We start from the raw sequence: 7,105 nt of genomic DNA, 5'->3' as shown, positions 1-7,105 counted from the left end.
GCGTGCGATGGCCGGGGGCCGGTGAGCGGCCCGCTCGACGGTCGTGGGCGGGTGAGCGGGTCGTCGTCGGCTGGGCGGCCGGCGTGGCCGGGTTCGCGGTCGCCGCCGTGCCGTTCTTCTCCCTGTCCGCCCTGGCCGATCCCTCGTCCTACCGCCACGACGGGCACGAGCGCGCGGCCGCCGCCGCCGTGGCCGTGGTGCCCGACCGCGTGCTCGTCGAGGCGGCCAACAACCTCGCCCCCGCGCTGTCGGGCCGGAGCACCGTGCTGCTGTGGGACCGGACACCGCGGTGGGCGCCGTGGGTGGTGGCCGACGTGGGGCGCCGGACGTTCCCGTTCGCGGACGTGTACGAGCAGCGGGCCCGCGTACGCGACCTGGTCGGGCGGGGCTACCAGGTGAGGTTCGAGCGCGACGGCTACGTGGTGCTCACTTCGGAGCGCTCGTCACCTGGTCGTCGCCCCTGAGGATCCGTTCGACCGTCTGCCCGGCCGCCGAGGTGGCGGCTGTCGTGACCGCGGCGATGACGACGGCCAGCAGCGGCGTGGCCAGGCTGCGCAGGCTGCGGACGTTGCGCACCCGCCCCCACGGCTCCCCGGCCAGGTGCATCAGGCGCCACTCCCAGTAGAGCCCGAGCCCGATGCACACCAGCGCCACCTGCCCGCCCACGATGGCGACGGCCTGCACCTTGTCCATGACGCCGATGTCGGGCTCCACCAGCGTCGACACGTAGCCGGACAGCTCGGTGAGCAGCGCCGCGGCCATGAGGTGGAGCGCCTTCGTCATGGGCTGGGTGCCGCGGATCCGCGGGTAGAAGTAGCCGAACAGGAACCCGAAGGCGGGCAGCGTGAGCAGGTAGCGGGTGTCGAAGACGAAGCTGCTCAGGTCCACGCCGGACGGCCAGCCGTACAGGAACGCGAACGGCAGGCTCAGCAGCATGCCCACCACGAACCCGTAGATGCCGTTCACCCACGGCGAGCAGCCCGCGGCGGTGGCGAAGGCGGTCTCGGGATCGCGCCCGTGGCGCTGGAGCGCCACCTCCAGGTCGTGGCGCTGGGCGTCGAAGTCGGCCATCGACATCTCGCCCGCGCCGATCCTGCCCCGGCCGATGCGGTAGAGCTCCTGCTCGGAGATGAGCAGCAGCCGCTTGTGCAGGGCGACCCTGACCAGCTCCCGGTGCTCGTCGGGCGAGGTCGGCTCGACGATCGACGGGTGCGGGGTGATCAGCAGCCAGCGGGCCGAGATCCAGGCCACGATCGATGTGATCGACAGCAGCGGCAGAGGCACGTTGCTGCCGGCGAGCGTGATGCTGCCCCGCGGCGTCAGGTACAGCACCATCAGGCAGACGATCATGGTCGCCTCGGCCGAGGGGCTGCTGATCGCGGACACCGAGTCGCCGAGCCGCCGCAGCCGCAGCACCAGCAGCGCGAACCCCAGCAGCAGCAGCCCCAGCACGCCCCGCGCCAGCGGGTCCAGCTCCAGGATCCCGATCCGCGGCGGGGCGGCGCTGGACAGGAGCGGGAGGCTCCACGATCCGGCGTCCAGCCACTCCGTCGGCCAGCCCTGCACCAGCAGGCTCGCCGCCGCGGCGGCGAGGAGCGCCCCGTGCGTCCACTGCCGGGTGGCCACCGCCACGGCCGCGAACGGGATGCTCGCCCAGGCCAGGGCGAGCACCAGCCGGACGCTGTCAGGCGGGTACACCCCGGTCAGCAGCGCCTTGGCCCACAGGGCCAGCGCCAGCAGGGCGATGGCCGACCCCGCGCCCAGGACGGCCAGCCGTACGATCACCACCCGGACGCCGAGGTCCGCGCTGAACGCCACCGCCGCACCCGACGCCGCCAGCGCCGCCACGGCCGCGCCGGTCAGCAGCGTCTCGGCGGGCAACTGCCCGTGCAGCCATGACCAGGACAGCATGCCCCCGGCCAGGAGCACGCCGAGGGCGGTCGCGCCGAGCAGGTCGCGAACCGTCCACGGCGGGCTGGTCGGCAGCGTCCGGCCCGCGTGCCGCACCGCCAGCAGGGGCACCGCGATGAAGAGGACCACGTACGCGAACGGCTTCCACCCCGGCACCAGCACCGCGGCCAGCAGCGCCGGGGCGCACAGCGCGAGACCGACCGCCAGTTCGCGGTTCGGCTCCCGCTCCCACCAGGACAGGCCCAGCGCGCGCAGCAGCAGCGCGACCACCACCACCGCGGTCAGCACGCCGAGCGCGGTCTCCCACGAGAAGTCGTCCTCCCGCTGCACATCCGGGAACCCGTGCTGGTCATGAGCCAGTGTCACGCTCGCCGAGTGCGCCCTGGCCGTGAACTCCAGGCGTTCCGGCTCCTCCCGGGAGGGCAGGATGCCCCACGTCCGCAGCACGGTCCACTCGCCGGGGAACAGGGTGACGGTCCGCTCGCCCACGATCGGCGGGCTCATGGCCGGCGCGCCGAACGACATCTCCATCAGGCCGCCGGGCTCCAACTGCCGCAGCAGCGTCACCTTGAACTCCACCGTGGTCCGCCCGCCGCTGGTGGTCAGGATCGGTGCCAGCCGGCTCGTCGGGGCGAGTACGGTGTTGCCCACCTTGATCGGCCCGAACCCGTCGTCGGTGAACCGCTGGATGCTCCCCGGGAAACCGCTGCCCCGCCGCAGCGTCGCGGCCAGCTCGTCGGCCACCTTCATCCGCAGCCGATGGACGATGGTCACCTTGACCTGGCGCTGTCGCTCGTCCAGCCGCCCGCTGGGCACCCCGATCAGGTCGGCCCGGCCCGCCCTGCTCACGATCACCTCGGTCGTGGCCTCGCGGTCGGGGACTGTCCCGGGCCCGGGGCCTGGGGTCGGCTCCCACGGATCGGGTGAGGCGGGCACCGGGCGTCTCGTGTGCTCGCCCACCGGCCGCGCCGCCGCGGTGCACCACACGATCGTCCCCACCGAGAGGACGGCCAACGTGAACGCCAGGACGATCCGGAGGTTCCCCACAGTGTGGATGATCCACGCGAGCGCCCGGAGGTTCTCCGTCCCGGGTAACGGTGTGGTCACACCTCGCCCGCCCCGCCCGCGCCGAGCGGGCGGCGGTCGTGCCGGGGAGGTCAGGCGCGCTTGGCGCGGGCGGTGGTGCGGGCGCGGGTGGCGGCGTCGAGCACGACCTTGCGGATGCGCACCGCGTCAGGCGTGATCTCCACGCACTCGTCCTCGCGGATGAACTCCAGCGCCTGCTCCAGCGACAGGACCCGCGGCGGGATCACCTTCTCCGTCTCCTCACTGGTGGAGGAGCGCATGTTGGTGAGCTTCTTCTCCTTGGTGATGTTGACGTCCATGTCGTCGGACCGGGAGTTCTCGCCGATGATCATGCCCTCGTACACCTCGGTGCCGGGGGAGACGAACAGGGTGCCGCGCTCCTGCAGGTTGAGCATGGCGAAGGCGGTGACCGGGCCGGAGCGGTCGGCCACCAGCGAGCCGTTGTTGCGGGTGCGCAGCTCGCCGAACCACGGCTCGTAGGAGTCGAACACGTGGTGGACCAGGCCGGTGCCGCGCGTCTCGGTGAGGAACTCGGTGCGGAAGCCGATCAGGCCGCGCGCCGGCACCACGAACTCCATCCGGATCCAGCCGGTGCCGTGGTTGGTCATGTGCTCCATGCGGCCCTTGCGGACGGCGAGCAACTGGGTGACCGCGCCCAGGTATTCCTCCGGGCAGTCGACCGTGAGGCGCTCGACGGGCTCGTGCAGCCTGCCGTCGACGGTCTTGGTGACCACCTGCGGCTTGCCGACGGTCAGCTCGTAGCCCTCGCGCCGCATCTGCTCGACCAGGATGGCCAGCGCCAGCTCGCCGCGGCCCTGCACCTCCCAGGCGTCGGGCCGGTCGGTGGGCAGCACGCGCAGCGAGACGTTGCCGACGAGCTCCTTGTCGAGGCGGTCCTTCACCATGCGGGCGGTGACCTTGCCGCCCTTGACCTTGCCGACCAGCGGCGAGGTGTTGGTGCCGATGGTCATCGAGATGGCGGGCTCGTCGACCGTGATCAGCGGCAGCGGGCGCGGGTCGTCGGGGTCGGCCAGCGTCTCGCCGATCATGATCTCGGGGATGCCGGCGATGGCGATGATGTCGCCGGGGCCCGCCTCCTCGGCGGGCTTGCGCTCCAGCGCCTCCGTCATCAGCAGCTCGGTGATCTTGACACGCTGGATGGTGCCGTCGGTGCGGCACCAGCCCACCTGCTGGCCCTTGCGCAGCACGCCCTGGTGGATGCGGCACAGCGCGATGCGGCCGAGGTAGGAGGAGGCGTCGAGGTTGGTGACGTGGGCCTGCAGGGGCGCGCTCGGGTCGTAGGTCGGCGCCGGGATCGTCGACTTGATGATGTCGAACAGCGGCTCCAGGTCCTCCGGGTCGGGCATGCCGCCGTCGGCGGGGCGCTCCAACGAGGCGCGGCCGGCCTTGGCGGAGGCGTAGACGATCGGGAAGTCGATCTGCTCCTCGGTCGCGTCGAGGTCCATGAACAGCTCGTAGACCTCGTCGACGACCTCCTTGATGCGCGCGTCGGGCCGGTCGACCTTGTTGATGCACAGGATCACCGGCATCTTCGCCGACAGCGCCTTGCGCAGCACGAACCTGGTCTGGGGCAGCGGCCCCTCGGAGGCGTCGACCAGCAGCACCACGCCGTCGACCATCGACAGTCCGCGCTCGACCTCGCCGCCGAAGTCGGCGTGGCCGGGGGTGTCGATGATGTTGATGGTCATGCCGCCGTGCTTGACCGCGGTGTTCTTCGCGAGAATGGTGATGCCCTTCTCGCGCTCCAGGTCGTTGGAGTCCATGACCCGGTCGTCGACGTCCTGGTTGGCGCGGAACGCCCCGGACTGCCAGAGCATCGCGTCGACCAGCGTGGTCTTGCCATGGTCGACGTGCGCGATGATCGCGATGTTCCGCAGGTCGTCGCGGCTGTTCAAAGGCATGATGACGTCTCGCTCTGTGTCGTGGGGCCGCCGCGCGATGTCGCGGCGCCACCAAGTCTAGTTGATCCCTTCTGATGGCAGGCGCCGGGCGATGCGGGGCAAGGGACAGGACGGAAGGCCGGGGCCGCCGGGCCGCAACGAGCCGGAAACAGGGCTCAGGTACATAGGGGGTTGCACATTTGTGCGCATGCCATCGGTTCCTGGGGTCCCTACATTGACGGCATGACCTGGACGGACCTGGTTATCGGCAAGGCCACGGTATGGGGCGACAGGCCGGCGGTGAGCGATGTGCGGACCGGTGAGGTCCTCTCCTACGCCACGTTCGCCCGCCGGGTCACCCACGCGGCCGCCGGGCTGCGCGGGCACGGGCTCCGCTACGGTGACCGGGTGCTCGTGGACCTGCCGCTCGGCGCGCGGTTCGCGGTCGCCGTGCACTCCGTCGCCTGGTCGGGCGGCGTGGTCGTGCTGGGATCGGCGGGCAGCGCCCGCATGCTGATCACCGACCGCTGCCACGATCCGGCCGCGGTCGACGTGGAGCACGTGTTCACGATGCAGCCGGTCCGCGGGGCGACCCCGTTCAGGGCGCTGATGGGGCCGCGGACGGTGGAGTTCGGGCCGCTGGCCGGCCCCGCGCTGAGCGTCGACGGGAGCCGCGTGCTCGACAACGACGAGCTCGCCGCCGACCTGCGCAAGCTGACCGCCGACCTCATGATCGACGAGGACGACGTCCTGCTCGCCGCGGTGAGCGACGCCGTCAAGGGGCTCCGGGTGATCGACCTGGCCATGATGGCGGGCGCGAGCGCGGTCGTCGTCCTCGGGCCGACGCTGACCACGTGCCGGGTGCTCGCGCACGAGTACGGCGCCACGCTCGTCGTCGCGCCGTTCGACCTCGCCAGACGGCTGGCCGGCGACCGGACACTGCGTGTCGTCGACGAAAGAGCGATCGTCGAGTCTCTTGGCCTGTGAAAAGTGCGACACTGTGGGAAAGTGTGATCCTTCCGCGACGCAGGGTGACCACATGCCGCAACCCCCCAGGCACAACCTTCCCGCCGAGCCCAACCGGTTCGTCGGGCGTGAACGAGATCTCGACGAGCTGTGCGAGCTGCTCGCCGACACCCGCATGGTGACGCTGTGCGGGATCGGCGGCATCGGCAAGACGCGGCTGGCCCTGCGCGTCGCCGCCCGGCTCGTGCCCGCCTACCCGGCCGGCGTGTGGCTGGTCGAGCTGGCCAGGATCGACCGGCCGGAGCAGGTGGAGCAGGAGGTGGCCAGAGTCCTCGGCGTGAGTGGGGAGACGGGCCGCCCGCTGCTCGACACCCTGACCGCCTGGCTGGGCGACACCCGCTGCCTGCTGCTGCTCGACAACTGCGAGCACCTGATCGACCGGTGCGCCGAGGTCAGCGCCCGGTTCGTCGCCGCCTGCCGGCGGCTGAGCATCCTGGCCACCAGCAGGGAGCCGCTGCGCATCGCCGGTGAGCTGATCTGGCGGGTGCCGCCGCTCGACCTGCCAGGTCCCGGCGCGCCCGACGCCGAGTCGGTGCGGCTCTTCCTCGACCGGGCCGCCGCCGCGGGCACCAGGCTGGGCGAGGAGAGCCTGGCCGACACCGCCCGCCTCTGCCGGGCCCTCGACGGGCTGCCGCTCGCGCTGGAGCTGGCCGCCGCCCGTACGAGCCTGCTCAGTCCCGGGCAGATCGCCGACCGGATCGACGACCGCTTCTCCCTGCTCACCACGGGCGGGCGTACGGCTCCCGCCAGGCAGCGCACGCTGCTGGCCGCCGTCCAGTGGAGCCACGACCTGCTGTCGGCCCACGAGCAGGTGCTGCTGCGGCGGCTGTCGGTCTTCGCCGGCGGGTTCGACCTGGTTCTCGCCGAGCGGGTCGGCGCGGGGGAGCCCATCGCCGAGGCGGAGGTCATCGGCCTGCTCGGCGGGCTGGTCGACAAGTCGCTCGTGCTGTGCGACGAGGACCGCAGGCGCTACCGGCTGCTGGAGACCATCAGGCGCTTCGCCCGCGGGCGGCTGGAGGAGGCGGGCGAGCGCGAGGCCGTGCGCGACCGCCACCTCCACGCGCTCTGCGAGCTCCAGGAACGGCACTTCACGACCGAGCTGGTCGAGCCGCGCCTGCCGTGGCCGCGGCGGCTGGCCGCCGTGACCGCCGGCCGGGCGCTGCTCGACGACCTGCGCGCCG

The 7,105-nt window shown here is 72.2% G+C and carries 4 protein-coding genes and 1 pseudogene; 3 read left to right on the top strand and 2 right to left on the bottom strand.

Annotation, left to right across the window (positions count from 1 at the left end; all coding sequences use genetic code 11):
* A pseudogene (locus DQW85_RS30545) lies at positions 1-464 on the top strand (hypothetical protein); the annotation flags it as partial.
* Here DQW85_RS30545 and DQW85_RS30540 read toward each other — a convergent pair.
* Positions 427-2,958 (bottom strand): hypothetical protein, encoded by a 2,532-nt coding sequence (locus tag DQW85_RS30540; protein WP_113703274.1) that lies wholly within the window; start codon positions 2,956-2,958, stop codon positions 427-429. The pseudogene DQW85_RS30545 and the gene DQW85_RS30540 overlap by 38 nt on opposite strands.
* A 110-nt stretch (positions 2,959-3,068) precedes the next feature.
* Positions 3,069-4,919, bottom strand: a complete 1,851-nt coding sequence (gene typA / locus DQW85_RS30535) for a translational GTPase TypA (protein ID WP_113703273.1) — start codon at positions 4,917-4,919, stop codon at positions 3,069-3,071.
* Between the two features lie 222 nt (positions 4,920-5,141).
* Here typA and DQW85_RS30530 point away from each other — a divergent pair, with 222 nt between their 5' ends.
* Positions 5,142-5,885 carry an AMP-binding protein gene (locus DQW85_RS30530; RefSeq protein WP_113703272.1) on the top strand — a complete coding sequence of 248 codons (744 nt, stop codon included), beginning with the start codon at positions 5,142-5,144 and terminating at the stop codon, positions 5,883-5,885.
* Between the two features lie 52 nt (positions 5,886-5,937).
* Positions 5,938-7,105: ATP-binding protein (locus tag DQW85_RS30525; protein WP_240197524.1), on the top strand; the 1,168-nt coding region annotated here is incomplete at its 3' end.

The organism is Nonomuraea lactucae (assembly GCF_003313395.1).
Classification (GTDB): Bacteria; Actinomycetota; Actinomycetes; order Streptosporangiales; family Streptosporangiaceae; genus Nonomuraea; species Nonomuraea lactucae.
This window is presented reverse-complemented; position numbering and strand designations above follow the sequence as displayed.

Bases quoted from the DNA above. Each gene is read 5' to 3' on its own strand.
- DQW85_RS30530 (WP_113703272.1), top strand. From the start codon at position 5,142: ATGACCTGGACGGACCTGGTTATCGGCAAGGCCACGGTATGGGGCGAC.
- typA (WP_113703273.1), bottom strand. From the start codon at position 4,919: ATGCCTTTGAACAGCCGCGACGACCTGCGGAACATCGCGATCATCGCG.